This is a genomic window from Bradyrhizobium sp. S69 (assembly GCF_009766005.1).
In the GTDB taxonomy this organism is placed as follows: Bacteria; Pseudomonadota; Alphaproteobacteria; order Rhizobiales; family Xanthobacteraceae; genus Bradyrhizobium.
This window is the reverse complement of record NZ_LMUK01000030.1, coordinates 1-26,687: the sequence shown is the minus strand read 5'-3', so window position 1 is coordinate 26,687 and position 26,687 is coordinate 1. Positions and strand designations below refer to the sequence as shown.

Annotated in this window: 26 protein-coding genes and 1 pseudogene; 18 read left to right on the top strand and 9 right to left on the bottom strand. The window is 62.6% G+C overall.

Annotated elements, in window-relative coordinates; all coding sequences use genetic code 11:
• Positions 1 to 197 precede the first annotated feature (197 nt).
• On the bottom strand, positions 198 to 1,088 hold the full coding sequence (locus GSQ88_RS12665; protein WP_159008094.1) for a hypothetical protein: 891 nt from the start codon (positions 1,086 to 1,088) through the stop codon (positions 198 to 200).
• 252 nt (positions 1,089 to 1,340) lie between these two features.
• Between GSQ88_RS12665 and GSQ88_RS12660 the strand changes: the two genes are divergently transcribed.
• The 3 genes from GSQ88_RS12660 (at position 1,341) to GSQ88_RS12650 (ending at position 4,007) form a co-directional block, all read left to right on the top strand.
• Positions 1,341 to 1,901, top strand: coding sequence for a gluconate 2-dehydrogenase subunit 3 family protein (locus GSQ88_RS12660; protein ID WP_159008093.1), 561 nt, complete (start codon positions 1,341 to 1,343; stop codon positions 1,899 to 1,901).
• Position 1,902: 1 nt separating this feature from the next.
• Positions 1,903 to 3,474, top strand: coding sequence for a GMC family oxidoreductase (locus tag GSQ88_RS12655; protein WP_159008092.1), 1,572 nt, complete (start codon positions 1,903 to 1,905; stop codon positions 3,472 to 3,474).
• 149 nt (positions 3,475 to 3,623) lie between these two features.
• Positions 3,624 to 4,007 (top strand): carboxymuconolactone decarboxylase family protein, encoded by a 384-nt coding sequence (locus tag GSQ88_RS12650; RefSeq protein WP_159008091.1) that lies wholly within the window; start codon positions 3,624 to 3,626, stop codon positions 4,005 to 4,007.
• On the opposite strand, the gene GSQ88_RS12645 is transcribed toward GSQ88_RS12650, so the two are convergent.
• Positions 4,004 to 5,044 carry a 5-methyltetrahydropteroyltriglutamate--homocysteine methyltransferase gene (locus GSQ88_RS12645; protein ID WP_159008090.1) on the bottom strand — a complete coding sequence of 347 codons (1,041 nt, stop codon included), beginning with the start codon at positions 5,042 to 5,044 and terminating at the stop codon, positions 4,004 to 4,006. The genes GSQ88_RS12650 and GSQ88_RS12645 overlap by 4 nt on opposite strands.
• Positions 5,045 to 5,172: 128 nt before the next feature.
• Between GSQ88_RS12645 and GSQ88_RS12640 the strand changes: the two genes are divergently transcribed.
• Together GSQ88_RS12640 and GSQ88_RS12635 are read left to right on the top strand one after the other, a co-directional pair.
• Entirely contained in the window at positions 5,173 to 6,519 is a 1,347-nt protein-coding gene (locus GSQ88_RS12640) for an MmgE/PrpD family protein (RefSeq protein WP_210253799.1), read from the top strand.
• A gap of 164 nt (positions 6,520 to 6,683) precedes the next feature.
• Positions 6,684 to 6,917, top strand: a complete 234-nt coding sequence (locus tag GSQ88_RS12635; RefSeq protein WP_159008088.1) for a hypothetical protein — start codon at positions 6,684 to 6,686, stop codon at positions 6,915 to 6,917.
• Positions 6,918 to 6,965: 48 nt separating this feature from the next.
• Here GSQ88_RS12635 and GSQ88_RS12630 read toward each other — a convergent pair whose 3' ends face one another.
• Both GSQ88_RS12630 and GSQ88_RS12625 read right to left on the bottom strand, forming a co-directional pair.
• Positions 6,966 to 8,525 carry a tripartite tricarboxylate transporter permease gene (locus GSQ88_RS12630; protein ID WP_159008087.1) on the bottom strand — a complete coding sequence of 520 codons (1,560 nt, stop codon included), beginning with the start codon at positions 8,523 to 8,525 and terminating at the stop codon, positions 6,966 to 6,968.
• Positions 8,522 to 9,007: a tripartite tricarboxylate transporter TctB family protein gene (locus GSQ88_RS12625; RefSeq protein ID WP_246735257.1), complete on the bottom strand. Its 486-nt coding sequence runs from the start codon at positions 9,005 to 9,007 to the stop codon at positions 8,522 to 8,524. Before GSQ88_RS12625 ends, GSQ88_RS12630 begins: the two co-directional genes overlap by 4 nt.
• Before the next feature lie 293 nt (positions 9,008 to 9,300).
• Here GSQ88_RS12625 and GSQ88_RS12620 point away from each other — a divergent pair, with 293 nt between their 5' ends.
• Together GSQ88_RS12620 and GSQ88_RS12615 are read left to right on the top strand one after the other, a co-directional pair.
• Positions 9,301 to 10,278 carry a molybdate ABC transporter substrate-binding protein gene (locus tag GSQ88_RS12620; protein ID WP_210253798.1) on the top strand — a complete coding sequence of 326 codons (978 nt, stop codon included), beginning with the start codon at positions 9,301 to 9,303 and terminating at the stop codon, positions 10,276 to 10,278.
• Positions 10,279 to 10,423: 145 nt separating this feature from the next.
• The gene (locus GSQ88_RS12615) at positions 10,424 to 10,723 is read left to right on the top strand and encodes a hypothetical protein (RefSeq protein WP_159008084.1); all 300 of its coding nucleotides are present in this window, start codon (positions 10,424 to 10,426) and stop codon (positions 10,721 to 10,723) included.
• Between the two features lie 129 nt (positions 10,724 to 10,852).
• Here GSQ88_RS12615 and GSQ88_RS12610 read toward each other — a convergent pair whose 3' ends face one another.
• Positions 10,853 to 11,377 (bottom strand): hypothetical protein, encoded by a 525-nt coding sequence (locus GSQ88_RS12610; RefSeq protein ID WP_210253797.1) that lies wholly within the window; start codon positions 11,375 to 11,377, stop codon positions 10,853 to 10,855.
• A gap of 128 nt (positions 11,378 to 11,505) precedes the next feature.
• On the opposite strand from GSQ88_RS12610, the gene GSQ88_RS12605 reads away from it, so the two are divergent.
• Both GSQ88_RS12605 and GSQ88_RS12600 read left to right on the top strand, forming a co-directional pair.
• On the top strand, positions 11,506 to 12,852 hold the full coding sequence (locus GSQ88_RS12605) for a YcaO-like family protein (protein ID WP_159008082.1): 1,347 nt from the start codon (positions 11,506 to 11,508) through the stop codon (positions 12,850 to 12,852).
• A 97-nt stretch (positions 12,853 to 12,949) separates the two neighbouring features.
• A complete protein-coding gene (locus GSQ88_RS12600) occupies positions 12,950 to 15,004 on the top strand; it encodes a BTAD domain-containing putative transcriptional regulator (RefSeq protein ID WP_210253796.1) in 2,055 nt (684 codons plus the stop codon).
• On the opposite strand, the gene GSQ88_RS12595 is transcribed toward GSQ88_RS12600, so the two are convergent.
• On the bottom strand, positions 14,988 to 15,398 hold the full coding sequence (locus GSQ88_RS12595) for a hypothetical protein (RefSeq protein ID WP_159008080.1): 411 nt from the start codon (positions 15,396 to 15,398) through the stop codon (positions 14,988 to 14,990). The two genes, GSQ88_RS12600 and GSQ88_RS12595, sit on opposite strands and share 17 nt — an antisense overlap.
• Before the next feature lie 40 nt (positions 15,399 to 15,438).
• Complete coding sequence (locus tag GSQ88_RS12590; RefSeq protein WP_159008079.1) at positions 15,439 to 17,214, bottom strand: peroxidase family protein; 1,776 nt, start codon at positions 17,212 to 17,214, stop codon at positions 15,439 to 15,441.
• Positions 17,215 to 17,593: 379 nt separating this feature from the next.
• On the opposite strand from GSQ88_RS12590, the gene GSQ88_RS12585 reads away from it, so the two are divergent.
• The 6 genes from GSQ88_RS12585 (at position 17,594) to GSQ88_RS12560 (ending at position 23,041) form a co-directional block, all read left to right on the top strand.
• The gene (locus GSQ88_RS12585) at positions 17,594 to 18,817 is read left to right on the top strand and encodes an ABC transporter substrate-binding protein (protein ID WP_246735256.1); all 1,224 of its coding nucleotides are present in this window, start codon (positions 17,594 to 17,596) and stop codon (positions 18,815 to 18,817) included.
• Positions 18,818 to 18,911: 94 nt separating this feature from the next.
• Positions 18,912 to 19,787, top strand: a complete 876-nt coding sequence (locus tag GSQ88_RS12580) for a branched-chain amino acid ABC transporter permease (RefSeq protein WP_159008077.1) — start codon at positions 18,912 to 18,914, stop codon at positions 19,785 to 19,787.
• Positions 19,788 to 19,789: 2 nt separating this feature from the next.
• On the top strand, positions 19,790 to 20,716 hold the full coding sequence (locus GSQ88_RS12575) for a branched-chain amino acid ABC transporter permease (protein WP_159008076.1): 927 nt from the start codon (positions 19,790 to 19,792) through the stop codon (positions 20,714 to 20,716).
• Positions 20,716 to 22,197 (top strand): ATP-binding cassette domain-containing protein, encoded by a 1,482-nt coding sequence (locus GSQ88_RS12570; protein ID WP_159008075.1) that lies wholly within the window; start codon positions 20,716 to 20,718, stop codon positions 22,195 to 22,197. Before GSQ88_RS12575 ends, GSQ88_RS12570 begins: the two co-directional genes overlap by 1 nt.
• A gap of 101 nt (positions 22,198 to 22,298) precedes the next feature.
• Positions 22,299 to 22,655, top strand: coding sequence for a hypothetical protein (locus GSQ88_RS12565; protein ID WP_159008074.1), 357 nt, complete (start codon positions 22,299 to 22,301; stop codon positions 22,653 to 22,655).
• Positions 22,656 to 22,759: 104 nt separating this feature from the next.
• On the top strand, positions 22,760 to 23,041 hold the full coding sequence (locus GSQ88_RS12560) for a hypothetical protein (protein WP_159008073.1): 282 nt from the start codon (positions 22,760 to 22,762) through the stop codon (positions 23,039 to 23,041).
• A 48-nt stretch (positions 23,042 to 23,089) separates the two neighbouring features.
• Here the strand turns inward: GSQ88_RS12560 and GSQ88_RS12555 are convergent, their stop codons facing one another.
• Positions 23,090 to 23,314: a DUF6894 family protein gene (locus GSQ88_RS12555; RefSeq protein WP_210253795.1), complete on the bottom strand. Its 225-nt coding sequence runs from the start codon at positions 23,312 to 23,314 to the stop codon at positions 23,090 to 23,092.
• 125 nt (positions 23,315 to 23,439) lie between these two features.
• Between GSQ88_RS12555 and maiA the strand changes: the two genes are divergently transcribed.
• Positions 23,440 to 24,096, top strand: coding sequence for a maleylacetoacetate isomerase (gene maiA / locus GSQ88_RS12550; RefSeq protein ID WP_159008071.1), 657 nt, complete (start codon positions 23,440 to 23,442; stop codon positions 24,094 to 24,096).
• Between the two features lie 21 nt (positions 24,097 to 24,117).
• Here the strand turns inward: maiA and GSQ88_RS12545 are convergent, their stop codons facing one another.
• On the bottom strand, positions 24,118 to 25,065 hold the full coding sequence (locus tag GSQ88_RS12545; protein WP_283810678.1) for an NAD(P)-dependent oxidoreductase: 948 nt from the start codon (positions 25,063 to 25,065) through the stop codon (positions 24,118 to 24,120).
• A 208-nt stretch (positions 25,066 to 25,273) separates the two neighbouring features.
• Here GSQ88_RS12545 and GSQ88_RS12540 point away from each other — a divergent pair, with 208 nt between their 5' ends.
• Complete coding sequence (locus tag GSQ88_RS12540) at positions 25,274 to 26,506, top strand: acyl-CoA dehydrogenase family protein (protein WP_159008069.1); 1,233 nt, start codon at positions 25,274 to 25,276, stop codon at positions 26,504 to 26,506.
• Positions 26,507 to 26,516: 10 nt separating this feature from the next.
• Positions 26,517 to 26,687: pseudogene (locus tag GSQ88_RS35620) on the top strand (flavin reductase); the annotation flags it as partial.

Below are 26,687 nucleotides of genomic sequence, written 5' to 3'. Positions count from 1 at the left end.
TCGTCCGCATACGCCCGTCGCTTATGCTTTACCATTCGACACCTCCTGGCTCTTAAAGCCTACTACAGGTGTCCACTAATTCGGAGGAGGTTCATGCTGTTCAGCACTGTGCTTGCGGCCATCCTTCGAGGCTCGCAAGAGCTCGCACCTCAGGATGACGGTGCGCCTGCGGAGTCCGAAGGCATTCGCTTCGCACCCTATCGCTTGTCGTACTCGTCCGGCTGCATCGCCCAGGCCGCTTGTTCGTAGCCGTGGGCGTAGTTGCGGTTGTTCTGCGCGGGATCGCGGTTGAGCAGCGGCCGCAGGAACATCGGGTGGGTGGCGCTGCGCACCTCATGCTCGACGGTGAACAGATGCTTGCCGCTGTCGAGGTCGATGATGTCGCGGAAACGGTATTGGTAGGGATTGTCTTCGCTGTAGATCAGGTTGCGCTTGCCGAGTTCGCGATAGGGCCCGGAGAAGTTCGTGATGTACATCTGCACATGGTGGCCGTCATATTCCGGCTGCGGCCGGTCGGTCTCGCGGAAGTGCAGATATTGATCCTTGCCCATCTGCACCCGCGCCAGCCTGCCGTCGCCGTTCTTCAGTTCGGCGGGCATGCCCATGATCTTGGGATAGAACGCGCAAATGCCCTCGGCGGTGCCGACCGGCACTTCGAACTCGACATAGGGAATGCCGAGCGAGATGCGCCCGAACCGCGTCGCGTCCGGCTCATAGCAGCGCACGCGATTGCCCCAGGGGCAGGTCGCCTCGACATAGTCGTTGTGCTCGCGGAACGAGAACGCCGTGCCTTCGAGTTTGCGGGCGACCGACGCAAGGCGGTCGAGCAGCGCCGCGCGCCCTGCGATCACGATGCCGGTATGGCCGCGCAGCACCTGCGGATCGCCGCTCGGCAGATGAAACTGATTGCGGCCGACATTGATCCACATGTTGCCGTCGGAAACCATCAAATAGGGATCGCGGGTCAGCCCGAGCCCGGTGACATAAAACAGCGTCGCCAGCCGCTGGTCGGGCACCTGGACGTTGACGTGTTCGAAATGGATCGAGTTGCCAAGATCTTCGGCGGCGCGGTCGAATGGCTGCTGCATGGGGGCGGTCCTGGGTGCGGATGAGGCGATCATCATAATGCAGCACGGCGTTGGAAGCCAACACATCGACGTGACGAGGCAGGGCGAACTTCGCGATCGCCCTGGCGCGCGGGGCTGTCCGTCGTTTTCGCAACGGTCGCGCCGCCCCGGAACGCTTGACTTGGAACCCATGCTGCCCAGAATGCCGCACATCTTCGCGATGCGAAAATTTTCGCGATGAGAAAAAACAAAAAGCTCCGGGAGGAGACGGCGATGGCGGATATGGGCCGGCGCGGCTTTGTGAAGGGTGCGACCCTGGGCGCGCTGGCGTTCACGGTCGGCGGCGTCGAAATCCTGATGGCGCCGGGGGAAGCAAGAACTCGCGGCGTGCCGTTCCGGCTGCTCGATGCCCACCAGGGCGAAACGCTGGAGGCGCTCGGCGAGACGCTGGTGCCTCAAGCGCGCGAATGTGGCGTCGCGCACTTCATCGATCAACAGCTTTCGGTGCCGGCGCAGGAGAGCCTGTTGCAGGCCCGCATCCTCAACTTCCGTCCGCCGTTCGCCGAATTCTACCGCGCGGCCATCGTCAGCGTCGACGGCGCAAGCCGCCAAATGTTCGGCAAGGATTTCGCCGGGCTTGCGGCCGGCGATCAGCATGCGTTGGTCGGCCTGATGCGGCAAAACAAGCTCGAAGGCTGGACCGGAAAGCCCGGCGCATTGGTCTACGCGGTGCTGCGCGCCGATGCCGTCGATGTCGTCTACGGCACGATGGAAGGCTACGAGGCGTTGGGCATTCCCTACATGCCGCATATTCCGCCGGAAAAGAGGTGGTGAGATGACGAACGAGAAAGTGGACGTCGTCATCGTCGGTGCCGGCGCCTCCGGCTCGGTCTATGCGTCGGTGCTGGCGAAAGCCGGCAAGAAGGTGGTGTTGCTGGAAGCTGGTCCCGATTGGGAGCTCTCCGATCTCATCAGCTCCGAGATCTGGGGCCGTCGCATCAAGCCGGCCGGAGCGCCTATTCTGCTCGAAGGCAAAAATCCGATGGGATACACCGCCCAGGCCGGGTGGGGCACCGGCGGCGCCGCATTGCATTACTACGCCAACTTTCCGCGGCTGCTGCCGACCGACTTCCGGGTCAGAAGCGAGCATAACCGGTCGCACGACTGGCCGATCGCCTATCAGGATGTCGCGCCGTTCTACGACAAGGTCGCGCGCGTCACCGGCCTGTCCGGCGATGCCAAGGCCGAGGAACAATGGCGGCCGCCCGGCGAAGCCTATCCGATGCCGCCGATGAAGACCTTTCGCAGTGGCGAGATCTGGCTGAAGGGCTTCGAAGCGGTGGGAATTCCGATGGTGCCGGCGCCGGTCGGCATGAACTCGGTGGAATTCAACGGACGGCCCGCATGCCTCTATGATGGCTGGTGCCACGTCGGCTGTCCGATCGGGGCGCTGGCCAATCCGCAGGTCACGTATCTGGGGGATGCGCGCCAAGCCGGCGCCGAGGTTCGCGCGTTCTCGACGGCGACGCGCATCCTGACCAACGCCGCCGGCAGCCGCGTGACCGGCGTCGAATATTACGACGACAAGCAGCAAAAGCAGGTCCAGCAGGCAAGCGTGGTGCTGCTCGCCGCATGGTCGGCGCAGAACGCGCGGCTGCTGCTTAATTCGGCGACCGACAAACATACCAAAGGTCTCGGCAATGCCAGTGACCTGGTCGGGCGGTTCATGATGACGCATCATGTGGCGTCGACATGGGGGATGTTCGACGAGGATATCAAGAACCACATGGGCACCATTGCTGTGCAGTACATGTCGTACGCGCGCTATCCGAAGACCAGCCATCCGGGCGCGTTCGGCAGTTCGTTCGTCACGGCGGGCTTTGCGCTGAAGACCACGGATCTCGCCAATTCGCGCGCCGATCTGTTCGGGCCGGATCTCGCCGATTACATGACGCGCGCCACGCGCGGCCTTGCCGGGATCAAGACCTTCGGCGAGGACCAGCCGGAGATGGAAAACCGGGTCGAGCTGGCAAGCGAAAAGGACGAGTTCGGCATGCCGCTCGGCAGGCTGATCCACAGTTACGGCGCGGACGCGCTGGCGTTGTGGAATGCCAATCTCGACGAAGGCTTGCAAGTCGCCAAGGCGAGCGGCGCCAAGGACGCGTGGGTATCCCGTCAGGCGGCGATCCCGACCAGCCATCTGATGGGCGGCACCATCATGGGCACCGCTGCCGATAACTCGGTGGTCGACAGCTACGGCCAGAGCCACGAGATTCCAAACCTGTGGGTCGCCGGGCCCGGCATCTTCCCGACCTCGGGCGCATCTAATCCGACCTTCACGATATTCGCGCTGTCGCAACGCGGCGCCGAGCGCATGGCGTCGCAATGGGGAACGTTGACCAACTGAAGGCGGCTTCAATTCGCAATGCTCGTGGCGCCTCCGAGGACACGCAAAAGAGTACACGCAAAAACGACTGTGCTTCGCCACCGGTTGGCTGTAACCAGTCGCCTCATCTGCCAACCCATCCACCAGCAGCAACGAGAAAAGGACAGACCATGAGCGAAGACAGCCTGTTTGAACGAGGCCTGAAGGTCCGCAAGGAAGTGCTTGGCGAGGACTACGTCAACAAATCGATCGCCGGCGCGGACGAGTTTACCCGCACGATGGCTGAATGGTCGACCGAATTCTGCTGGGGCGCGTTGTGGACCCGGCCCGGCTTCGATCGCAAAAGCCGCAGCATCGTCAATCTGGCGATGATCAGCGTGCTCAACCGCCCGCACGAGTTGAAACTGCACGTCAAGGCGGCTTTGAAAAACGGGCTGACCAAGGACGAGATCAAGGAAATCTTCCTTCAGGTCGCGGTCTATGCCGGTGTTCCCGCCGGAATCGACAGCTTCCGCATTGCGCGCGAGGCCTTCAAGGAGATGGAGAACGGCTAACTGATTTCCTGACGGACGAGCGCTGCCGCGTCGCTCATCGCCTTCAGTTTGCCGAAGGCGGTGTGGCGCGGCAGGTATTTCATGCCGCAATCCGGCGCCGGGATCAGCCGGTCGGCGGCAACATATTTGAGGCCATGGCGGATACGATCGGCGATCACGGCAACCGTCTCGATTTCCGGATTGCCGAGATCGATCACGCCGAGCAGGATCTTCTTCGACGACAGATCATTCAACACCCCGAGATCGAGCCTGGGCTGCGCGGCCTCGATCGAGATTTGCTCGGCGATGCTGTCGTCGAGTTCGCCCAGAAAAGAATAGCCCGACGGCTTGCTGTCGCCGGGCACCACCGCCGCATAACCGAAACAGACATGAACCACCGTCGGGACCGTGATGCCCTGGAGCGCGCGATTGATCGCCTTCACCGCGTAGCGCTTGGCAGCCGCCGGGTCGTTGCGCACCCAGGGCTCGTCGAGCTGGATGACATCGGCGCCGGCCTGTTGCAGGGCCAGCGCCTCGGCGTTGACAGCAGCCGCCATCGCCATCGCGAGTTCCTCGTCGTCAGAATAGAATTCGTTCTTGGCCTGCTGGCTCATCGTGAACGGGCCGGGCAGCGTGATCTTGGCGGCGTGATCGGTGTTGCGGCGAAGGAATTCCATGTCCCTCAGCTCGACCGGGCCGGTGCGCCGGATCGCGCCGACGACACGCGGCACCGGTGTCGGCAGGCCCGACCGCGACATGATCATGGCCGGGTTTTCGCTGTCGATGCCTTCCAGCGCCGTGGCAAAGCGGTTGGAGTAGCTCTCCCGCCGGATCTCGCCGTCGGTCACGATGTCGATCCCGGCGCGCTCCATATCGCGGATCGCAACGATCGTCGCATCGTCCTGCGCCTGCTCGAGATAGGCGTCCGGAATCCGCCACATCTGCGTCATGCGGGTTCGCGGAACGGATTTCGACAGCATCTGGCGATCCACCAGCCAATCCGGCTGCGGGTAACTGCCAACGACCGTCGTCGGCAACAGATGTTCCGGTACCGCCAATGTCTCTACTCCCAGTATTCATCGAGCCGTGTCACCATAATGCAAAATTTCCTGCCCGGTCTACCGAACGCCCTGTTGTGCTCTGGCGATAGCCAGCCAATGCTCGCGACCCTATTGGGAGGATGATGATGTCGCAAACGTCCGGCGTGACGCAGCGCCTGGCCCGCTTTGTCGTCGAGACGCGGTGGGACAACATTCCGCAGCCGGTGCGGCATCAGGCCAAACGCTCTCTGATCAATTTCTTCGCCGTGGCGCTGGCGGGGTGCCGCACCGCGCCGGTCGAGATCGCGCTGCGCTCGCTGGCCGAATTCTCCGGCGGCAAACAGGCGACGATCGTGGGACGTTGCGAGCGCATCGATGCGCTGAGTGCGGCGTTCCTCAATGCCGCCGCCGCCAATGTCCATGATTTCTGCGATACCCATGTGCGCACGGTGATCCATCCGACCGCGCCGGTGGCGCCGGCGCTGCTGGCGCTGGCCGAGTTGCGAGAGGTCAGCGGGGCTGATCTGCTGTTGGCCTTTATCCTCGGCAATGAGATCCAGGCCCGCATCGGCCTTGCGATCTCGCCGAGCCATTACAGCCGGGGCTGGCACATCACCTCGACCTGCGGGGTGTTCGGCGCGGCCGGCGGCGCCGGCAAATTATTGCGCCTCGATGAGCGCCAGATGGTGTGGGCGCTCGGCACCGCGGCGACGCAGGCGGCCGGACTGTGCGAGTGCCTGGGCACCGCGGCCAAGAGCGCCAGCGTCGGCAACGCCGCTCGCAACGGCCTCTGGTCAGCGCTGCTGGCGCAACAAGGTTTTGATGGCCCGCCGGAACCGCTCGCGGGGGTTCAAGGCTACTACAACGCCATCGCCGAGACGCCCGATCTGTCGCGGGTCACCGAGGGGCTGAGCGAGAGCTGGGAGCTGATGGCGACTTCCTACAAGCCGTATCCGTGCGGCTTTGTGATCCATCCGGTGCTCGATTGCGTGCTGGACTGGCGAGCTGATCATCCGACAGCCGAAGTCGCGCGTATCGTGGTGCGTGGCCATCCGCTGCTCGGCGACCGCGCCGACCGGCCCGATGTTTCGACCGGGCGCGAGTCGCAGGTCAGCGTGCAGCATGCGGCAGCGGTTGCCTTGCTGACCGGCAAGGCGGGCCTGGACGAATTCAGCAATGCGCGGGTGCGCGATCCCGACGTGCTGGCCTTGCGCAGCAAAGTCGAGTTGATCCGCGATCCGGCTTTCTCCACCATCGCAGCATCGGTCGAAATAACCACGGCTGACGGCCGGATCCACCATCGGTCGCAGTCCGCATCGCGTGGCAGCGACGCCAATCCGATGAGCGATGCGGAGCTGGAGGATAAATTGCGTAGGGCTGCCGCCGGCTGGGAACCGCAACACGACGTCGCACCATTGATCGATGCGGTGTGGGCACTCGACAGCAGTGCTGACGTTTCCGCGCTGGCGTCGCTGGCGGTCCCGCGGAAGTGATGCCCGCAGGGCGTGTACCGTCTTACCCGTGTCGTCAACGCCTGCTATTGGCCAATCAATCCGGTTCCAGACTCCGGCGGTAGACTCTTCTGTACATAATCGTGATGACACCGTCCCGATATCGGCTGTAAAATGGTTCGGTGCAGGCAGGTTGGAGGCGAGAGATGAACGACCTCGTTCGCTACCGTGCTATGGAATCCCTGTGCCGCCAGAGCGCGGTGTTTCGTCCGCTGGAAAGCTGGCGACTGCTCGCCGAAGCCGAGATGTGGCACCACAAGGCGCAGCAAGAAATCGCTTCGCGCTTTCTGGAATGCAACGTCTCGCTGCAAGCCGGCGCCCCGATTAAAACCGCGACCTTCCCGAGGGCGAGCGAACCAAGCCAGTTGCTGGCGGGTTGAGGGCTGCGCGAAAGCGATTGCCGTTGAGGCGCGATGAGAGGGCCGAGACTACTCGGCCACCTCCGAATAGGGCGTGGTCGGCACTTGCCGCTCGATCGCCCTCTCTTCCTCGATGATCTTCGGCTTGCGCAGCCAGACATAAACCTGGGCCACGATCAGCACGACGCAGATCAGCAGGAAGAAGGCACTGATCGGCCGCTCGATAAAGGTCATCAGATCGCCCCGCGAGATCAGCAGGCTGCGGCGGAAGTTTTCCTCGAAGCGCGGGCCGAGCACGAAGCCGAGCAGGATCGGCGCCGGATGGAAGTCGAGACGCAGCAGGATGTAGCCGACGACGCCGATCACCAGGGTCTCGCCGACCTGGAACATGTCGTTATTGGCGGCATAGACCCCGATACAGACAAAGAACATCGCGCTCGGATAGAGGTAGCGGTACGGGATGCTGAGCAGCTTCACCCAGACGCCGATCATCGGAACGTTGAGAATGACCAGCAGGATATTGCCGATCCAGAAGCTTGCGATCAGGCCCCAGAAGATGTCGGCGTGCTGGGTGATCAATTGCGGGCCCGGAACGATGCCGTGAATGATGAGTGCGCCCAATAGCAGCGCCATCACGGTATCGCCGGGAATGCCCAGACTCATGGTGGGAATGAAGTCGCCCTGCACCGAGGAGTGCGTCGAGGCCTCCGGACAGGCGACACCCTCGATGGCGCCGTGGCCGAAGCGTTCCGGCGTCTTCGATATCTTCTTCTCGGTGGCGTAGGAGACAAAGGACGCGATCGTAGGCCCGGTGCCCGGGATCAGCGCGCAGAGGCTGCCGAGCAGAGTGCCGCGGATCATCGGCCAGAACGCCAGCTTGAGGTCGGCCTTCGACGGGAACATGTCGGAGATGCCGACCTTGGCATATTTCATGTCCACGGTTTCGGTGTTGTTGATGCTGTTCATGAACTCGGCGATACCGAACATGCCGAGCGCCAGCGCGATGATTTCGACGCCGTCGAACAGTTCGGTGATCCCGAAGGTAAAGCGCGGCTGCCCGGTTTCGATGTCGGATCCGACGATCCCGACCAGCAGGCCCAGAACCGTCATGGCGATGCCCTTGAGCGGCGATCCCTTGGCCAGGGTCGAGCCCGCCAGCAAACCCACCAGCATCAGCGAGCACACTTCGGCCGGTCCGAATTCGAGTGCCACCTTGACCAGGAACGGCGCCAGGAAAATCATCTCGGTGATGCCGAACGAGGCGCCGACAAAGGCCGCGATGATGGTGATGCCGAGCGCGGTGCCGCCTTTGCCCTGCTTGGTCAGTGGAAAGCCGTCCAGACAGGTCACCGCATGCGGTGGATGACATGGCAAATTCAGCAGGATGGAGCAGATGGCTCCGCCGTATTGCGCGCCGTAATAGACCCCGGAGAGCATCAGGATCGCGGGCACCGGCTGCATCCCGAAGGTCAGCGGCAGCAGAATCGAGATCGTGGCCACCGGTCCCATCCCCGGCAGCACGCCGACCAGATTGCCGACCAGCACGCCAAGGAAGCAGTACATCAGGTTATGCGGCTCGAGGGCGACGCCGAAGCCGTAATAGAGATCGGTAATTGCAGTCGAGATCACAGGTTGACCCCGCGGATTAACGGGAACGGGATGCTGAGCAGGTAATGGAACAGCAGCACGCCGAACACCGTGACGCCGGCTGCCAGGACCGCCGACGATTTATAGGTTCCGGTCTTGTCGCCGAGCGCGCAGACGAAGACGCAGGCGAACACCGCGGGGATCATGCCGGCGTATATTCCCAGCACGATGAAAAAAGCGGGGCCGGCGAGAATGCAGAGCCAGCCGAACCATTGCGGATTGTCCGGCAGGAACTTGCCGTTGTCGGGCTCGGATGAAGCCAGCGCGGTGCCGGCGATCAGGAGCCCAAGAAATGCCAGGACACATCCCAGCATCACCGGCATGAAGCCGGGGCCCATGCGGGCGAGGGTGCCGAATTTATAGCCGGAGCCGATGACCGCGGCGCCGACGCCGAGCACAAGCATCAGGCCGCCGGCGTAATAGTCGCGTTTCAGCTTGATTCCCGGCTCTATCTTCTCCTGCAACGGCGTATCTCCGGTATGGTTTTTTTCGACCCTACCCGTAGTGACGGGACCTGTCGAGATTGCCGCCATGCTGCCGAGCGCCGCAGTAAAAGGTAAAAAGCCGTTGAAACGGCGGCGGCTCCGCCGGCTTTGCGTATTTGCCGCGTCCGTATTTCAAGGTGACACCGGCGGCGATCCGATATTCCCGTTGCCGCCGCATCCCGGGTTGAGCCGGCGTCCGCGGGAAATTCGAGGAGAACGACATGAATAAAGCGATCACGGCCAGGCGAGGCCAGCGCTGGGCGCCCGGATTGATGCTGGGGATCTCGCTTGCGGTGACGGTCCTTGGGTTTCAATCGCGTGTCTCGGCACAGGCCGAACCGCCGCAGCAATTGACGGCAATCCCGCCCAACAAGGACACTGATCTCAAATTCTATCAGGCCGACGGCCAAATCCTGAATGGCGTCGAAGCGCTCGAACACATGACGTCCGATGCAAACCTGGTGGTCTGGGTTGCAGGAAACCAGTTTTTCGCGATGGATGACGTGATCGGCGCCTTTCAGAAGGCCTATCCCGGCGTGACCGTCGGGCTGCTCACGCTTCCCCCGGGTTTGCTTGTCTCGGCGATTCTGGCCGGAGGCTGGACCTATAAAGACAAGGCATATCGCGGTGGTCCCGACATCTATGCAACGGTCGATACAGGGCATCTGCAACGGCTCAAGGCGGCCGGACTGATGCATCGCTACGAAATCTACATGCATAACGAACTTCAGATGATGGTTACGAAAGGGAATCCGAAAGCCATCGTCGGCATCGACGATCTGGTTCGCAACGACGTCCGGACCTCGCTGCCCAATCCGGTCAACGAGGGGATCATGCAATTTTATGCGCGTGGCGTTCTGGAGCGGCACGGACTCTGGCCGAAGATTGCGAACGGGCAGGAATGCGTGTCCTGCCAAACCACGGAGCGTAATTGGTTCACGGCGGTACATCACCGGGAAACCCCGGAACGCATTCGGGACGATAAATCCGACGTCGGCATCGTCTGGAAGACGGAGGTGATGGAGGCCCTGCGTCAGGGAGCCCAAATAGAGGGCGTGGAACTGCCGGCCTCCGACAGCTTGCGTGACAAGGTGTCCTACACCGTTGGCGCACTGGAAAATGCCCGGCACCGAGAGAACGCGGACCGTTATCTCACTTTCCTTGCGACCAAAGTCGCACAGGAAGCCTACGCCGGCTTCGGGTTCGTGAAAGCCCGGCCGGATGAACTTACCCTCCGGCCGATCGATTGAGACGGGAAGACCTCAACTGCCGGCCTGGCTCCGTTGAGGTCCGGCCCGGTCGCATTGTTGCAATCACGCTGAATTCACGCTGACACCCGCAGTCTGCACTCTGGCTGTGACTTGCCATCGACCGTCGCGAAGCCAAGGGGCACTCATGACTGCTGTAATCTACAATTTCGATCGCTCAAACGAGGATGATTCGACCGACGAGACGGAACGGCTTTTGTCGGCCTTGGGACGCTACTCAAGCGCGGAGTTGCTTGAGCTGTTATATGTCGGCGAGGAGCCGGGGTTTTTCGATCTGATACGCGGATTGTTTGGGCTTTCCGAGCAAAGCCGCCTAGTTTTGCAGAATTTTCTTACCGCATTGCACTCCCAGCAGGCGACAGTGACGCTTGATCAACAGGGCAGGTGCATTCTGGCCCGCGAGATTTCTCCGCTACGTCCTGCGTGAGAGATCGCGCGTCCCGCCCATCTCACGCCTATGGTTGTGCCGGGTTTTTCGGCACCGGGAGGCGGGCCATCTGCTGCGGGCGCGACGCGTCCGGGAAATCACGGTATTTGACGCCGTGGCAATCGGCGCTCAGGCGTTAGCGCGCGCTCGCGTCTCCCGCACGATGGACTCGGAGATGAACTCGCCGATCCAGTCGCAGCGGTTGGCCTCGATGTGCCAGGACATCGCCTCGGCCGAGGACGGCGCCGGATCGGGAATGTCCTTGCGGACCTCGCGGCCGTCCTGCCAACCGCAACTATGCGAATAGCGGGTTTTGGAGACCAAACTGATCGTCTCACGTTGCTGCAGTCGCGCATATCCGTCGGCCGGGAAAAAGATGCCGGCAAGCTCGACCGGACCCGGCAACTGGCGCACCAGCAGGAAGGTACTGGACGCCTCCGTCTCCGATTCCGAAACCAGCAAGCCGAACAGGCTGTGAATGGGCGCAATGGCGTCGGGCGCCGCGCGTCCGTTGGCGTCAAGCATGGCGCCGGCCGTCGCGATCGAGAGGTATTCCCCGTCGGGCCCCCAGCGGCACGCGATCAGCCATTCGCGGCTGCGGCTGCGGATCAGGGTTGGCTTGGCGTAGTCCGATCGGGCAATCTCGGCGGCCATCGCAACGACAAAGGCTTTGGCGAGCATTATCTTTCTCCGAGGCGTAAGCGTCTTCCAGGGCGTGGGAGTCTCGTTGGTCGGACTTTGCGCGGATGGCGTGAGGCCATCGTGAAACGGCAGGAGATCGGATGGCAAATCTGTTTGCACGCGCGGCCTCCTCGCTGCTTGTCGATGAGCCGCAGCAAGCCGACCCCGATGTTCGCTCCCTGCTGGAGGCGCTTGGCTACGCCGCCGCAACCGCGACGGATGGCCGCCATGCCGAGCCCAAAACGCGCCAGCGCGGCCACCTGTTGAACGCGGCATCGCGGTTCTTGCGGGTTTTCGAACTGGCCGCCCCCGATGCTCCCGGCCTGGTCAGCCTCGGGGCGCAATTCGATCCTGCGATGGCCGACCCCATGCATGCGGGATCTCCCGCGGTCGGCGTCTCCGGCGTCGGACTTTCGCTGCAGGAGGCATTTCAGGGATGCATCGGGGAGGGTATCGAGTATCTGTCGCAATTGCAGAGCGGCGATGACGTCCTGGTATCGCCGGGAGCCCGCGACCCGGCGGCCTCACTTGGCGCGCAGACCCGCGAATTCCTCGCCACGTTTTCCGCCCGCCGATGGCGCGCCGACGCAGAACTTTCATGGTACCGCGCGACACGGATCACCGATGGCATCGAGGTTTTGCTGCCGACGGACCTGTGCCTGCGGCGGCCGCCGGCCCAGCAGGAAATCAAGCCGCCGTTTGCATTGAGTACCGGCTCGGCGGCCGGAACATCCTGGGACGACGCAGCCTTGCACGGCCTGCTTGAACTGATCGAGCGCGACGCCGCCGCGCTTTGGTGGCGCGGTGGCCGCCGCGGCAAATTGATTCCGGCCGGCGACGAGGCCCAAAGCGCGGCTCAGGCCCGGCTGTCGCGGCTGCGGCAACATGCTACGGCACGTCGGAGCTGGTTGCTCGATATCACGACGGACATCGGCGTGCCCTGCGTCGTGGCGATCTCCTGCAAGGCCGATGGCTCCGGCTTTGCCTTTGGCCTTGCCGCGCGGCCGACCCTGACCGCGGCGGCCTGTTCGGCCGCGGTGGAAATGTGCCAGCTCGAACTTGCCTATGCGGTCGTCGAAGCCAAGCGTCGTGAGGGCGGAGAGACCGCGCTCAACGAGCGCGACCGCCTTCATCAGCGCCGCGCGACCGCGATCGATGCGGATCGCTGCCTGCTGCTGCAACCGGTGGCGGAGCCGGTGGCTCATCTTCCGATCGAGGCTGCCGACGCCAATGCCGTGGTGCGGCTGATCGCAACACGGCTGGAGCAATTGGGCATCGAAACCTTCGGCGTCGACCTGACGCGCTCGCGCTTTGCGGTGCCGGCAGCCCGTATCATTGCGCCCGGTTTGCAACTCGAGCCCTCCGAGCTCATCACGCCGCGGCTGGCAGCCGCGATCACGCAAACGGGTGGCGGGGAAAGGTATACCGGCGGCATCCTGCTGATATAGTCGGGCAAAACTATCATCTCCGACGGAATTTTTGATGCACCACACGACCATCCGAAAACCGGCAGACGAGGAAACGGAGGTGGTGTCAGCGGCCGCTATGCGCCTTTCCGTATCGTTGGTCGGACGTCTCGCCATCAGATTCGATGGCCGTCCGATCGAACTGCGGACCCAGAAGGCGAACGCCGTTCTTAGCTATCTGGCGCTGACCGAGACCAAACATGAAAGCCGTGAACGGCTGGTCGGCCTGTTCTGGAGCCGGTCGGACGAGGAAAAAGCACGCGCTTCGCTGCGCCAGGTCGTGCGCGAACTGCGTTCCACCTTCGAGGACGCCGGATATAACGGCTTTTCCGCCGAAAGGCTCTCGGTCGGTCTTGATGCCGGGAAGGTCGAGGTCGATATCGAAAGCATTGTCCGGCTGGCGGAAAGCGGCGGCGTCGATCCGCTGTTGTTGAACACCCCGCGCCTTGGCGAGCGGATACTGGAGGGGATGGATGACCTCGATCCATCATTCCGGATCTGGGTGCTGGCCAAACGCCAGACCATCCTCGACCGGCTGATGCGCAGTCTCAATGCGGGACTGGTTGAGCCCAGCATTGCCGCGGGCGCCAAAGACCAGATCGCAGCCGCCATCGCCAATATCGATCCGACCCATGAGGAGGCCCGCTGCCACTTGATGCGCATGCACGCCGAACAAGGCGATGTCGCGGGTGCGTTGCGTATCTACAAGGGGCTGTGGAATCTGCTGGATCGCGATTACGGCATGGAGCCGTCGCCGGTGACCGAAGCACTCGTGGCCGAGATCAAACTTGGCGTTTTTGAGCGGCCGGTCAGCTCGAGCGTCACGCCGCATCAACCCGAGGCGCGGACGGGCCGCGAGCTCCCCGATACTTCCGGCGCCTCGACGGCTCGACGCATCGCACCGCCGGCCAAGATGCGCCTGGTGTTACGGCCGTTTGCGATGCATGCCGTCGATGGCAATCATGTCCATCTGGTGCAGGGGTTCAGCCTGCATCTGGCGGCGTGTCTCGTGCGCTTCCGTGAATGGACCGTGATCGACCGCCCGAGCCCCGCGGCCGTGCTGCCATTAGCGGATTCGACGCCGCAATATTGCATCGAAACCACCGCGTATCAGGTTGGCGCCGAGATCAACATGGTGATGGTGCTGCGGGACGAAGCCACCGGCGTCTACATCTGGAGCGAAAGCCTGCGGTTGAACCGCGACAACTGGTTCGAGACGCAGCAGCGCGTCATCCGCCGGATCGCGACCGCGCTGAACGTGCAGCTATCGGCGGAGCGGCTGATGCGGCTTGCGGGCGAACCCGATGTTTCGCTCGAGGTTCACGACCGCTGGCTGCTCGGGCAGAATCTGATCACAAAATTCGACCCGGAGAGCTGGCGGCGGGCTGTCGACATCTTTGGCGACGCCATTCGGGAAAATCCCACGTTCTCGCCCTGCTACAGCAGCCTCGTGCAGATGAACAACATCGAGCATCTTGTTCACGCCGGTCTGTTCCGCGATCTCGACAAGGCAAAAACCACCCTTGAACTCGCGAAAACCGCCGTTCAACTCGATCCGGTCGACTCCAGGGCGCATCTGTGCTGCGGCTGGTCTTATGTGATGGCGCTTCGGGAGGCCGAGGCGGCGCCGCATATGGAACTCGCCTGCGAACTGAACGACAACGATCCGTGGACGTTGTTGTCCGCCGCGCACTATTACGCTTTCTGTGGATCCATCGAGCAGGCTTCGCGATTGGCCGAGCAGTCGCTCGCGCTTTCGCCGGCGCCCTCATATCTTGGATGGGCCTACCATGGCACCATCCGCTTCATCTGCGGCGACTATGCCGGGGCTCTTGCCGCCAGCGACCGCGCGCATGGCGCCACGCATCTTGTGCCCGCATGGCGAGCCGCGACGCTGTTCCGTCTTGGGGAGGTGATCCTGGCACAGGAAGAAGCTCGGCGGTTCATCAACGGGATCCGGTCGTTCTGGGTTGGACCGTCTGCGCCGACCGACGAGGCCGTGACACGCTGGACGCTGCAGGGGCATCCCATCACTGTGGATGCACGGTGGGAAGCCCTGCGCGATGCTTTGGGTGGCGCAGGGCTTCCGGTCGCGGGTATTGCTCAATTATCTAATTTTAAGCGCAGTAGCTGATCGTATAATCGCCGATGCGTTCGGCATGCACCTTGAATTTTTCTGCTTCCGGGATCACGGGATCCATGCCGTTGAACAGACGCTTGTAGAACGGTGGGATCGGATAGGTTGAGCCTGGCTGGCTGAGCCGTTCCTCGGAATCTTCGATCGCAAACTTCGGCGGCAGCCGTACCACGATCGTATCCATGTCCTGCGCCACGAACTTGATCTGCGTGAAGCGGTCCGGCACCGTCATGAAGACCTGCGCCTTGGCGAGTTGCTCCTTGAACTCGTCGACGCTGGTCGGGATCGGATATTCGTTGCTATCGTCGAGATAGTTCTTGCCGGTCGACCAGGTCTTCACCAGGTTGCCCCAACGCTCATGGTTCGTCACTACCATTCTTTCGATCGCCATCGTCAGTCCTCCAGGGTTGCGTGAGTTGGATAATTCCGCCTCACAGGAATGCGGGCACAGCCTGGCGCAGATCACCGATTTCCGCGGTGAACTCGACCAGTTGATCCATGCCGGCAATTTCGGGTATGCCTTCAAATACATTTGTCGGGTAATACTGCGCGGAGATCGCCGCCAGCGCTTCGCCAAGCGAGTGCGCGTTGCGGGCGACCGAAAGCTCGTTATGTTCGAGCGCGCCGAAGATGACCTCCGATACGATGATCGAACCCAGCAGGCCAAGCCGCAATCCTTGCGTTTCGGGCTGCTGCATGGCCTCGAACAATACGAAGAACGGCAGTGGTGGATCGTTCGCCAGCGTCTCGATGTCGTCGGACGTCAATCGGCCATAGCTCGGCTCGGCGGCGAGCCATTCGCGGATCTGGCTGACCCGGTAGGCGCGATCGGCGAGCAGCCGGGAGAGGCGGATGAACTGCGGCCGGCGCCTCGAAATCTCGGCGATCATCGCGTCCACCGACCATAGGCCGGCCAGCGTGGATCCCAGGAGATCGCGATAGAGCAGGCCGACGCGGTTGGTCTGATCGACGGCGGGAAAGATCTTGTCGTGGCCCAGCCCATCGCTGAGCTGCGGCCCGATGCGCCGGCTGAAATTGGGCCGCGATCCCCCGATCTCGAAGAAACGCGACCATCGCACGATCCATGACGAATCCAACGGCATGTTGACGGGATCGCTGGCGGACGTCTTCTCCAGCGTATTGATGAGATCGTGGGTGGAGAGATCGTTGATGACGTACTCGGGCCGCACCATGGCGTGGCCGAAACGGAACGCGCCGTGGGAAAATTCGAGCGGAATCTGCCATTGATCTCGCGCGCGCCGGCCGGCGGTCGCAGCGCCGATATCGAAATCGGTTGGCCGGTCCATCAAGGCGGGGGCCGCGGCGGAGTAGGCGGCGTAGATCGCCGGATCGATGATCCGTTTCATCAGGTCGTTGCGAATGATGTTGTGATAGATCGTGGTCAGCGCGTCGCGCGCGCACAGAAACCGCTTGTAGGCCGCGCCCAAATTCGCGTTGATCCCGGTGGTGGGCTCGCCACGGCGAACCATGTCGACGAGGCCGTTGTGCAGCAATGCAAACAGCGCGGTCAGCTGCGACATCAAGGCGTGGTCGTCGTTGCGGGGGTCGGCGACCAGCGCTTCCGTCAGCGCAACGCGCCGTCCTGGAATGCCTCGGTCTATCCCGGTGACGTTCTCGGCCGGCGTCCGCGCGATGTCGCGGAACGGGCAGCCGGATTCAACCTCCTTGTCCTTCCAGCGCATGCGGCCAAGCCGCAGTTTGGTGCGCTGCTCGTCGTTCGGGGTATCCTGGGCATACACAAAGGGGGAGCCGACGGGGCCGCTTCCAAACAGGGTTTCCAGCTTGAGGGCCGAGCGTCGGGCGTTCGCAGTATCGGCGCCAAGCGTTCCCGTAACCGAAAGCGGGATCGCCGAATGAACCAGATCATGCGCGACAAATTGCAATAGGTAAGTGTAGCCCGAGGGAATGCCGGGATTTTCCCAGCGTTCGATCGTGGCGTCGCGATGGACAGGCCAGGGTATCGCCGCATCCATCCGCCGCGACAAGCGGTTCATCAACGTGCGAACTTTTTCCGAATGTCCCGGCGCGTCCAACGGGTCGATGCCATAGGCCTTGAAGCGCTGTGCAGGTTTGGGTGTACCGAGAAAGTGTCGGAAGCCCGCCGGTATTTCCTGCGCGCCGACAGGGCCGTCGATCGGCGCAGTTGCTAGAATCGGGAGCGCGAACGCTTGTGTTACTTTCTGCACGAAAGTTTCTCCCTGCTGTCAGGCAACGAGAGACTGGCGAGACGGCCGTGAAATCATCGTGAGCTGGAGATTTGCGGCCTGTGGAAACCTGTGTGTAAGTGCCGCGCGACAAGCGACGTGCTGAAGCTGTTTCTGTAGACGCTGCTGTTAGCGTTCCGGATGCGAGGACCCCAATGCGGGGGCAGGCGCATACCGCCGCGACGGCCGCATCGAGATCGTCCCCACCTACTTAAGTTGCGCTATCCAGAGGGTATTTGCCCGCAGTTTCGCTTGCCGGGCGCGCGGGCGCGGTTAGAATGCCGGCCGATAAAGTAAGAAGCCTATCGAGTGGAGAGAAACCAATATGACGAAATCATCCCGACCGCCCGTTTTTTGGTCAATGCGGGGGCTTCTCGGAGCGACCGCCCTCGGCCTGCTGGCAACGGTCTCCGGTCAGGCGCTCGCTGCCGACCCGATCAAGCTCGGCGTGATCGCGGAAGCGCAGGCCATTGCCGGCGCTTCGATCCCGCAGGCGGCGCAGCTAGCCGCGGACGAGATCAACGCCAAGGGCGGCGTCGATGGCCGGATGATCGAGATCGTCACCTATGACAATCACAGCTCTTCGGCGGATTCGGTTCGCGCCTTCCAGCGCGCCGTCAACGAAGACAAAGTCCACGCCGTGATCGGCAGCTATATCAGCGAAGTCGTGCTGGCGCTGATGCCGTGGGCCTCGCGCCTCAAGACACCCTTTGTCACGCCGGGCGCTGCCTCCAACGAGATTCCGCTCGGCGTTCACCGGGACTACGAAAAGAACAAATACACCTTCCACGGCTATCTGACCTCGGCCTCGCTGGCGCTGTCGGTCTGCGACGCCGCCAAGGAGCTTCTGGTCGATCAAAAGCACATGAAGACCGCCGTCATCATGAGCGAGGACGCGGCCTGGACCAAGCCGCTCGATGTCGGCTACGAGGCCTGTCTGCCCAAAATCGGTCTCCAGGTGCTCGACCATATCCGCTTCTCGCCCGACACCACCGATTTCACGCCGATCTTCAACAAGATCGAAGGCTCAAAACCGGACGTGATCATCACCGGCATTTCCCACGTCGGCGTGCAGCCCACGGTGCAATGGAAGAACCAGCAGGTGCCGATACCGATGCTCGGCATCAGTTCGCAGGCGACCAACGAAACCTTCGGCAAGGACACCAACGACGCTTCCGACGGCGTGCTCTATCAGGGCGTTTCCGGTCCGGGCGTGGCGGTGACGCCGAAGTCGATTCCGTTCGCCGAGGCGTTCAAGAAGAAGTTCGGCAACTATCCTTCCTATGCCGGCTATACTTCGTATGACGAGGTCTACTACCTCGCCGATGCGATCAAGCGCGCCGGTTCGACCGACCCCGACAAGATGGTCGATGCACTGGAAAAGACCGATTGGGAAGGCACCATCGGTCGCATCCAGTTCTACGGCAAGGACGACGAATTCACCCACGGCCTGAAATACGGCAAGGGCCTGATCACCGGCCTGATGCTGCAATGGCAGGACGGCAAGCAGGTGAGCGTCTGGCCGCAGCAAGTCGCGAACGGAAAGCTCAAGTTCCCGAGCTTCATCAAGGTCACGGCGAACTGAGTTTTCGAACGATCACGCTCCCGGGGATTGCCCGGGAGCATTTTCATATTTGTCGTTCCTAGAGTGAGGCAGCCCTGCTGCTCGGCCATCATCCATGCTCATCCTGCAAATCCTGATCGACGGCTTCGCCATCAGTGCGCTGTATGCGCTGGGGGCGACCGGCTTTACCCTGATCTTCGGCGTCTCCGGCGTGCTTAATCTTTCGCATGGCGCCATCATGGTGCTGGCGGCGGTGGCGGCCTGGGCCGCCGCGAGCGTGTTCCATGTCAACACCTACGCCGGAGCGTTGATCGGCGTCGCTGTCGCGCTGGTGGCGGCGTTCGCGACCTATTTCGCGGTGGTGCAGCCGATCCAGAAATCGCGCCGCATCGCCAACGAGGAAAAAGAGATCTTCGTCCTCACCGGCACCCTGCTGTGGGGGATCATGATCCAGGAACTGATCGCGTATTTCTTCACCAACAACGCCAAGACGGTGCTGCCGATCGTCGAAGGCGTCGTCAATCTCGCCGGCGTGCGCACGCCGAAGAACGAAATCTTCACCGCGGTGGTCTGCTGTCTGGTGATCGGCCTGCTGTGGCTCTTGGTCAACCGCACCCGAACCGGCAAAGCGGTTCTGGCGGCGTCGATGAATCCGCGCGGGGTCACGCTGCTCGGGCTCGAACTGACCAGCATTTATGTCGTGGTGTGGGCGATCTACGGCATCCTGGCCGGCATCGCCGGCGTGCTGCTCGGCATGTTCCTCGGCGTCAGCTCCTATAGCGTCGGGCCGCTCACCGCGAGCGCGTTCTCGATCGTAGTGCTGGGCGGCCTCGGCAGCGTATCGGGCTCGCTGATCGCCGCCTTCGTGGTCGGCTACCTCGAGACCCTCACGGCCTATCTGATCTCGCCGGCCTACCGCACCATTCCGGCGCTGCTGCTGCTGGTCGTTGTGATGTATATCCGGCCGCAAGGCCTGCTCGGGAGGCGATGAGGATGGCCGGCTTTTTCAAATCGCGGCTGTTTTTGATCTCGCTGGCGATCGTCATCATCGCCTCGACCTTGCCGCTCTATGTGTCCGGCTACATTCTTGGCCTGCTCACGGTGGCCTATTATTTCGGCGTCTTCGCGATGTCGTGGGACCTGCTGTTCGGTTTCGCCGGTGAGGTGAATTTCGGCCCGACCTTCCTGATCGGGGTCGGCGCCTACACCGCGGGCATCCTCAATAATCAGTATGGATGGTCGGTCTATCTGTGCATCGTGCTTGGCGCGCTGGCGTCGGTGGTCGCGGGTTTTGTGCTCGCATTGCCGGCGCTGCGGGTGCGCGGTCCTTATTTCGGACTGACCACCCTGGTCGCGGTGCTGATGTTGCAGAATTTTATCGTGGTGTTCGCCGATTTGACCGGCGGTGAAATCGGCCTGACGATCCCCGACGTCATCACCATCAACGCCAACGCCAATTACTGGATCGCGCTCGGCTTCATGACGATTAGCGCGGTTATCCTGTACGGGCTTTCGCAATCGCCGATCGGCCTGGTGCTGCAGGCGAGCGGACAGGATCCGGTGCAGGCCGGCGCGCTCGGCTTCAACATCGTCAAGCACAAGCTCGCGGCCTTTGTCGTCAGCGCGTTTTTCTCAGGCCTTTCCGGCGCATTGCTGGTGTTCTATTTCGGCACCGCGTCGGTCGGCACTGTGGTGGACGTTGCCGTCGGGGTAAACGTCATCGTGGCTGCGGTGCTGGGTGGCCGACGCACGGTGCTCGGCGGGGCGCTGGGCGCGATCTTCCTGATCGTGGCCGGTGAAGTGCTGCGGCCGACCGGCGAATTGGCCACCTTCATCGTCTCGGCGGTGGCTCTGCTCGTCATCTTGTTCTTCCCGGGCGGTTTCCTCGGAGCGGCCTTATCGCGTGAGGCCCGCTCGTAATGAATTCGACCCCGAACAACACTCCGATCCTCGAAGTTCGCGGCCTGACCAAGCGCTTCGGCGGTCTCACCGCGGTCAAGGGCCTGAACTTCGATCTGCGCCCGGGTGAAATCTTCGGCCTGATCGGTCCCAACGGATCGGGCAAGTCGACCGCGATGAAGAGCGTCATGGGCATCGAGCGGCCGACATCCGGCGAGGTGGTTTTCCAGGGTGAAAACATCGCCGGCCTGCCCGCGCACAAGATCGCGCGCAAGGGCTTTGGCATGGTGTTCCAGCATTCGCGGCCGCTCAACCGGCAGACCGTGCTCGAGAACATCATGGTAGCACTTCTGCCGGACAGCCTGTTCATGCTGTTCGCGGACAAGGCGCTGACGGAACGGGCGAAATGGATTGCGAACCGCGTCGGGCTGGGCGCGGTGATGGACCGGCGTCCGCCAACCTTGCCGTTCGCCGATTTGCGCCGGCTCGAATTGGCCAAAGCGATCGCCCGGGATCCCAAGGTGGTGCTGGTGGATGAACCCTTCGCCGGGCTGACCTTGGCCGAAGTCGGCACCTTCTCCGAACTGATCCGCAGTTTTCGCGATGAAGGCCGCGCGGTGATGCTGGTCGACCATAACGTCAAGAGCGTCGCGGCGCTGGTCGATCGCGTGCTGGCGATGTATCTCGGCGAGGAGATCGTCACCGGCCGCGCTGAAGACGTGATGAAGAACGAGACCGTGCGGCGCGTTTATCTCGGCGGGGCGATCGAGACATCGGCGCGCCCCGAAACCAACTTCAAGGACAAGGTGCCGCTGCTGCAGGTCGAAAACGTCAGCGTCTACTATGGCAAGGCCCAGGCGCTGGACAACGTCTCGATCCACATTCACGAGGGCGAGTTCGTCTCGGTCGTTGGTCTCAATGGCGCCGGCAAGACCACGCTGTTCAACACCATTTCGGGTTTCCTGCCCTATACCGGCGAGATCGTTCGTGGCGGCGAGAAGCTGCGCGGCACCAGTGCCGCGCGCATCGCCCGCAGCGGCATCGTCCAGTGCCCGGAGTCGCGCGAGTTGTTCGGCGAGATGAGCGTGCGGGAAAATCTCGATCTCGGCGGCCAGCATCTGACCGACGAGGCGAGGGAGAAACAACTGGCCTGGCTGTTCGAGCTGTTTCCGATTCTGAAGGAGCGCCAGGGACAATTGGCGCAAACGCTCTCCGGCGGCGAGCAGCAGATGCTGGCGATCGGACGCGCGCTGATGATGCAGCCCAAGATACTGATCCTCGACGAGCCGACATTGGGGCTGGCGCCCGTCATCCTCGAACTGCTGTCGAAGGCGTTGGAAAAAATGCGCCAGACCACGCCGATCACGGTGCTGCTCGGCGAGCAGAACGTGACCTTCGCGCTGCCGCACGCCGACCGGGTCTATGTGCTCGAACATGCACGGATCGTCTGGGAAGGCGACCCCGGCCGGTTCGCCGCCGAGGCCGGCGAGGGCTACCTCTAAGCGCCCGTGATATCCCTGCCGGGATTGCTTGCGTGATGTACATCACATAGCGGCCGGCAGCGCCGTCTTATTCTCCTGTTCGAACAAACATGGAGGATGACATGCGCAAGTTCATGCTGATTACGGCGATGGTTCTGGTATCCGCGACGGCGCACGCCGGCGGCCAGCGAAGTCTCACGCTGGCTTCCAGCGACGAGCCGGCCAAATCCGTCGAAACCAAAGCGGTCGATACCAAGCCTGCCGAGACACCGCCTGCGGAAGCGCCGAAATATGTCGAGCGGCCCGCGGTGGTCGACACGCAACCGGCAACGCAATGCCAGCCGGCCGCATCGACAAATGCTGACGCGCCCAAGGTCATGTCGAAGGACATCGCGACGGCCGAAAAGCCGAAGCGCCGGCATCCCTCGACCGAAGCCCGCATCATCTCCGAACTGCATCGGCACGGCGTCTACTGGTAGCCAATTCGGCGGTGTGACTGCCGTCACATCCAACCATCGAGCACTCGGGCAATACTCCACCATCGACAACACGCCGCGACCCGCGGCCGACACAGGAGCCGAAAATGACCAACTTCCGCACCCAGACCCTTCGTCAGGCCGGCTTGATACTGGCGTTCGCCGTTTCCATCTCGGCGCTGTCGTCGACCTCGAGCTTTGCGTTCAGCGCCGAGGCGCAGCAGATGTGCACCGGCGACGCCTTCCGCCTGTGCAGCTCCGAAATTCCCAACATTCCAAAGATCACGGCCTGCATGGTCAAGAACCGCGCCAACCTCAGCGCCGGCTGCCGCAGCGTGATGGATCGGGAAGCGGCTGCCCAGAAGTCGAGCAAGGTTGCGGCTGAATAAACCCCGTGAACCTGGCCGCGACACCGCGGCCAAGGTTGATGTACGAGCTTAATCCCGTACCGGATTCCAGATCGGGGAGCGGCAGACCTCGTCGCCGTCCTCGTCCGTCACCAGGATCGAGCAGTGCTGCCGGCGCAGATCCGGCCGCACCGAATAGAGCTCATTGGCGAGACGATCCGCGACATCTGACGCCAGCATATCATCCGACAGGTCCCGGCCGGCGAGGTCCAGCACCGTCCGCTTTCCAATCAGGTCGAAATGATATCTCGGCATCGCGGGACAATGCGGCGCTTGGCCGTGCGTTCCGACGGCCAACGGGATTGTGATTCCCTGATAGGTTGACGGCCGCGAACCGGCGACGGAAACAGCCGCCGGAGCATCGATCGAGGGGTAAAGCGATGGGCATTCAGGTCTACGGATTTTGGCGGTCGATTGCGTCATTTCGGGTGCGGGCGGCACTTCGGCTCAAGGGATTGCCGTTCGAGGAAACCTCGATCGACATCCTCTCCGGCGAACAATTCAAGCCGGATTACGAGGCCATCAATGTCGAGCGCGTGGTGCCGACCTTCATTCACGACGGCCATTCCATCTTCCAGTCGCTGGCGATCATCGAATATCTCGACGATATCCAGCCCGAACCGCGGCTGGTCCCGGCGAACCCGAAAGAGCGGGCCTATGCGCGCGCCTTGGCCCTGGTGACGGTTGCCGACGCCCATCCGCTGGTGACGCCCCGCGTTCGCAACCATCTCGCCGACACCTTTGGCGCCGATGCAAAAGCGATCGAGCAATGGGGCCGGCATTGGACCACCGAGGGACTGGCGACCTATGAACGGCTGCTGACGCAGCGTGCGCCGGCGCCGTTTGCGCTCGGCGTCGAACCGGGGCTGGCGGATATCTGCATCGCCGGTCATGTCATTACCGGACAATACGTCAAACTCGGACTGAACGCCTTTCCGGCGGTCGCCGCGCTGTCGGACCGCTTGTTCGCGATACCGGCCTTTGCGAGCTCGCATCCGTACGAGCAACCGGACTTTAAAGCGACCGCCAAGCATTGAGTGCGGCAGCGGACCTTGCGGCTATTTGCGCGAGCCGGATTTAGGTTCGGTGACGATGGTTTTCTTCAGCACTTCGAATACCGCGGCGGTGTCCTGATCGCCTAATCCCATCGCCATCGCGTCGGTGTAGACGGCTTGGGTCGACGTGAACATCGGTGTTGCGCAGCCGACGCCCTCGGCGAATTCGGCGATGATCGCCATGTCCTTTTTCCAGGTCGAGACCTTCATGGTGGCGGGTTCATACACCCGCTCGACCATCATCGGCGCACGCATCTGGAACATCCGCGAGCCGCCGGCGCCCGGACCGACCAGATCGACCACCATTTTCGGATCGAGCCCGGCGCGCTCCGCCAGCACCATCGCCTCGGCGGTGGCAACGTTGTGGATCGCAACCAGATGATTGGCGACGAATTTCATTTTGCTGCCGTTGCCGAACGCGCCGAGGTCGGCGCTCTGTTTGGCGAAGTCGGCGAACAAATCAGCACAGCGGGCGATCGCGTTGCTGTCGCCGCTGGCATAGACCACGAGATCGCGCATCTTCGCTTGTGCGCCGGTCCCGCTCAGCGGACAGTCCAGCGCAATGTGGCCGGCCTCGCTCAGGATGGCTTCAAAGCGAAGCTTGTCGGCGATCGTGAGCGTGGAGAGCTCGACCACAATTCGCGGTGGCTGTCCGGAGCCGGCGATGGCCCGCGCTACATCAATGACCGCCGCAGGCGTCGGAAGGCTGGTCATGACGATGGGCGCCTCGCGCACGACCTCACGGATATCCCCGGCGATGGTGACGTCCGCCTGCGCCAGTTCGGCGGTACGCGCCGCATCGATATCGAAGCCGATCACCCGCCATCCGCGCTCGACCAGATTGCGGGAGATCGCGCTTCCCATGATGCCGAGGCCTATGATTCCAACGGTCTTGCTCATGACGATCTCCTGGTGGACGAAGGGGCGCTGGCGCAGGTTAATGCGGCGCATCTTGAATAAGGAGTGATCAAACGATAAACAAGCATCGGGTCGCCTCAGTCGATCTCGCTGCAGTGCGGTGCATTTGCGTCACAGGGGATGTGAGCGATGAAGGTTTCCGGCTTCAACCATTTGGGCTTCAACCATCTGTCGATCAACACCCTGCGTCTCGCCGAGAGACGAGCGGGGTAGCGAGGTCTTACACATGGCAGTTGGTGGCATGGCAAACGCTGGCGAGCATCCGAACACAAGTCCGTCCCAGGGCGCGGAAGGCGATCAGCCTGCCTATGCGGGCATGATCGCGCGGGCCAGGGCGCTGGTTCCGCAACTGTGCGACCGCGCGACCCGGACCGAGGAGTTGCGGCGTCTGCCCCCGGAGACCGAGCGCGAATTGCACGACAGCGGCCTGTTCCGGATCATGCAGCCCAAACGCGTCGGCGGTTCCGAATTCGACTATGTCGCGCTGGTCGATTGCGCCGACGTGCTCGGGCAGGGCGATGCGTCGGTCGCCTGGAATTTCGCCAACCTCGCCAGCCATCACTGGATGCTGGGGATGTTCGACAAGCGCGCGCAGGACGAGGTCTGGAACAGGGACGTCAACGCGCTGATCGCATCCTCATTCATCTTTCCGGCCGGCCGCGCCCGCAAGGTCGATGGCGGTTATGTGTTACGCGGCAGTTGGCCGTTTTCGTCGGGCGTGCAGTCCTGCGAGTGGAACATGCTGGCCAGCGTCGTTTCATCCGAGGATGAAGCTGACGGCATCGAGTACCGGATTTTCCTGCTCAACAGGAAGGACTACAAGGTCAAGGATACCTGGAACGCGGTTGGATTGCGCGGCACCGGATCCAACGACGTCGAGGTCGAGGATGCCTTTGTCGCCGAGCCGATGTCGGTTTCGGTGCACGACCTCGCCGGCGGGCCGACGCCGGGAAGTGCGGTCAATCCGAACGCGCTCTATGCGCTGCCGGTGTTTTCGCTGTTTCCCTATGTGCTGTCGGGGGCGGCGCTGGGCAATGCGCAAGCCTGCCTCGATGATTACGTCGAATTCGCGCGGCATCGGGTTTCGACCTACAACCGCGCCAAGGTCGGCGACATGCAGAGCACCCAGATCAAGATCGCCGAGGCGTCCGCCAAGATCGATGCGGCGCGGCTGTTGATGCGCACCAATTGCATCACGGCGATGAGCGACGCCCGGCGCAACCACATCCCTCATATTGCCGGCAAGACGCGGCTGCGGCGCGATGGCGCGTTCTCGGTCAATCTTTGCACGGAAGCCGTGTCGCTGTTGTTCGCGGCAAGCGGCGCGCGCAGCCTGTTCCTGTCAGGTGCGCTGCAGCGGCAATTCCGCGATGCGCATGCGGTGAATTCGCACCTCGCCTTCAATTTCGATGCGGCAGGCACCAATTACGGCCGGGTGGCGCTCGGCCTGCCGTCCGAAAACCTGACGCTCTGAGGCCTGGCGGATGTCTGACGCACCGAAACATCCGGCCGACCCCGCCAATGAATTGGCGAGCGACAATGCGGCGATCGATCCCCGCGATTTTCGCACCGCGCTCGGCACCTTCGCCACCGGCGTCACCATCATCACGGCGGTCACGGCGGATGGAAAACCTTACGGGCTGACCTGCAATTCG

Excerpts from the sequence above, each read along its gene's own strand:
- maiA (WP_159008071.1), top strand. The coding sequence starts at position 23,440 with ATGGGCATTCAGGTCTACGGATTTTGGCGGTCGATTGCGTCATTTCGG.
- GSQ88_RS12635 (WP_159008088.1), top strand. The coding sequence starts at position 6,684 with ATGAACGACCTCGTTCGCTACCGTGCTATGGAATCCCTGTGCCGCCAG.
- GSQ88_RS12640 (WP_210253799.1), top strand. The coding sequence starts at position 5,173 with ATGTCGCAAACGTCCGGCGTGACGCAGCGCCTGGCCCGCTTTGTCGTC.
- GSQ88_RS12600 (WP_210253796.1), top strand. The coding sequence starts at position 12,950 with ATGCGCCTTTCCGTATCGTTGGTCGGACGTCTCGCCATCAGATTCGAT.
- GSQ88_RS12555 (WP_210253795.1), bottom strand. The coding sequence starts at position 23,314 with ATGCCGAGATATCATTTCGACCTGATTGGAAAGCGGACGGTGCTGGAC.
- GSQ88_RS12620 (WP_210253798.1), top strand. The coding sequence starts at position 9,301 with ATGCTGGGGATCTCGCTTGCGGTGACGGTCCTTGGGTTTCAATCGCGT.
- GSQ88_RS12580 (WP_159008077.1), top strand. The coding sequence starts at position 18,912 with ATGCTCATCCTGCAAATCCTGATCGACGGCTTCGCCATCAGTGCGCTG.
- GSQ88_RS12650 (WP_159008091.1), top strand. The coding sequence starts at position 3,624 with ATGAGCGAAGACAGCCTGTTTGAACGAGGCCTGAAGGTCCGCAAGGAA.
- GSQ88_RS12540 (WP_159008069.1), top strand. The coding sequence starts at position 25,274 with ATGGCAAACGCTGGCGAGCATCCGAACACAAGTCCGTCCCAGGGCGCG.
- GSQ88_RS12565 (WP_159008074.1), top strand. The coding sequence starts at position 22,299 with ATGCGCAAGTTCATGCTGATTACGGCGATGGTTCTGGTATCCGCGACG.
- GSQ88_RS12655 (WP_159008092.1), top strand. The coding sequence starts at position 1,903 with ATGACGAACGAGAAAGTGGACGTCGTCATCGTCGGTGCCGGCGCCTCC.
- GSQ88_RS12665 (WP_159008094.1), bottom strand. The coding sequence starts at position 1,088 with ATGCAGCAGCCATTCGACCGCGCCGCCGAAGATCTTGGCAACTCGATC.
- GSQ88_RS12560 (WP_159008073.1), top strand. The coding sequence starts at position 22,760 with ATGACCAACTTCCGCACCCAGACCCTTCGTCAGGCCGGCTTGATACTG.
- GSQ88_RS12615 (WP_159008084.1), top strand. The coding sequence starts at position 10,424 with ATGACTGCTGTAATCTACAATTTCGATCGCTCAAACGAGGATGATTCG.
- GSQ88_RS12545 (WP_283810678.1), bottom strand. The coding sequence starts at position 25,065 with ATGCGCCGCATTAACCTGCGCCAGCGCCCCTTCGTCCACCAGGAGATC.
- GSQ88_RS12570 (WP_159008075.1), top strand. The coding sequence starts at position 20,716 with ATGAATTCGACCCCGAACAACACTCCGATCCTCGAAGTTCGCGGCCTG.
- GSQ88_RS12605 (WP_159008082.1), top strand. The coding sequence starts at position 11,506 with ATGGCAAATCTGTTTGCACGCGCGGCCTCCTCGCTGCTTGTCGATGAG.
- GSQ88_RS12575 (WP_159008076.1), top strand. The coding sequence starts at position 19,790 with ATGGCCGGCTTTTTCAAATCGCGGCTGTTTTTGATCTCGCTGGCGATC.
- GSQ88_RS12610 (WP_210253797.1), bottom strand. The coding sequence starts at position 11,377 with ATGGCCGCCGAGATTGCCCGATCGGACTACGCCAAGCCAACCCTGATC.
- GSQ88_RS12595 (WP_159008080.1), bottom strand. The coding sequence starts at position 15,398 with ATGGCGATCGAAAGAATGGTAGTGACGAACCATGAGCGTTGGGGCAAC.
- GSQ88_RS12660 (WP_159008093.1), top strand. The coding sequence starts at position 1,341 with ATGGCGGATATGGGCCGGCGCGGCTTTGTGAAGGGTGCGACCCTGGGC.
- GSQ88_RS12585 (WP_246735256.1), top strand. The coding sequence starts at position 17,594 with ATGCGGGGGCTTCTCGGAGCGACCGCCCTCGGCCTGCTGGCAACGGTC.